This window comes from Novosphingobium sp. KN65.2 (genome assembly GCF_001368935.1).
Taxonomy (GTDB): Bacteria; Pseudomonadota; Alphaproteobacteria; order Sphingomonadales; family Sphingomonadaceae; genus Novosphingobium; species Novosphingobium mathurense.
This window is the reverse complement of sequence record NZ_CCBH010000074.1, coordinates 1-1,127: the sequence shown is the minus strand read 5'-3', so window position 1 is coordinate 1,127 and position 1,127 is coordinate 1. Positions and strand designations below refer to the sequence as shown.

Below are 1,127 nucleotides of genomic sequence, written 5' to 3'. Positions count from 1 at the left end.
CGCTTGACCTGCGCGGCTTGGCGATCTTCACCGCGTGGCGCAGGAGGGCTTCGTCGGTGGGGTGGGTCATGCTGCCCTCTCTGCATCGATGTTGCCGTGATGCACGTCGAAGCTGACGGCGACGATCCACGGGTTGTCTTCCCATCGCTCGCCCTCGGCGGTGTGGAGGAAGTCCCAGAGGTCGCGGAACCAACCGCGCGCCTCCATGCCGTCTAGCTCTTGATCCCCAAGTCCCTCAGCCCGCGCATCTGCCTCGCTGATATCCTGCAAGCGCTGTACGCGAACCTCGGTGACGTTGAGGAACATGCGCGAAGCCCAGCGGGGCATGTGGATGGAGGGGACATTGCCGCGATCAGCCGCCTTAGGCCAAGTCCAATCGTCTTCTCCGAACTCGCCGTCTTTGATCGTGCGCCGCAAGCCGTCAGCAGCATAGGTAACATCCAAATCCCAGACGCCATCGCCTAGGTAGTGGGGCCTCCACGCCTCCCGCACATAAAGCCGGTCGCCAGGAGCATAGGGCGAGACATAGGCAGTCAATGGTCCACCGCGCGGGTGATCAAACGCGAAGTAGTGGCGACCGTCACTCCCCTGCGTGAAACGGGCAGTTGGAGCGATGGCAATATTGACCTTATCGCCTTCGGCATTCCACGCCTTCGGCTTGATCAGCCGCCGCGTCTGCGTCTTCCGGCCGTCCAGGAGCGCGCGAACCATCGGCGCGCTGAAGATGATTCCCTTGTCGCTCATACTGCTGCTTCGAATAGGTCCATCTGGTCGGGGATGAGGCTCTCGGCCCACGCGATGATCTCGCGCGCTTCCCGCTGCATCGATGGGTCTGTCAGTTTCTCGAAATCGCTATGGAACCTTGCGACCTGCTCGCGGATCGCATCGTCGCGCGTTGGGTGCGGCTGGCAGGCGTCAGTGATCGGCCCGGTCGATCCCCACCAGTTGCCGGTGAAGAACGAGAACCCGCGATACGAGCGCCAGCCTTCCGGCGTCTCGACGAGATCTATGGCTGCCCGACGCGCGCCACCCTTGCTATGGAGTTCGATCTCCTCGTGCGGGCGGTAAACGCCGTGGGCGTTCTTCGTGCCGGGGAGCCAGTCGCTCATGCTTCACCCCGCGCCTTG

The 1,127-nt window shown here is 63.2% G+C and carries 2 protein-coding genes; both read right to left on the bottom strand.

Annotated elements, in window-relative coordinates:
• Positions 1 to 66 precede the first annotated feature (66 nt).
• A complete protein-coding gene (locus SPHV1_RS02960) occupies positions 67 to 744 on the bottom strand; it encodes a hypothetical protein (RefSeq protein WP_054944599.1) in 678 nt (225 codons plus the stop codon).
• Positions 741 to 1,109, bottom strand: coding sequence for a hypothetical protein (locus tag SPHV1_RS02955; RefSeq protein WP_054944598.1), 369 nt, complete (start codon positions 1,107 to 1,109; stop codon positions 741 to 743). The genes SPHV1_RS02960 and SPHV1_RS02955 overlap by 4 nt, the downstream gene beginning before the upstream one ends.
• Positions 1,110 to 1,127 lie beyond the last annotated feature (18 nt).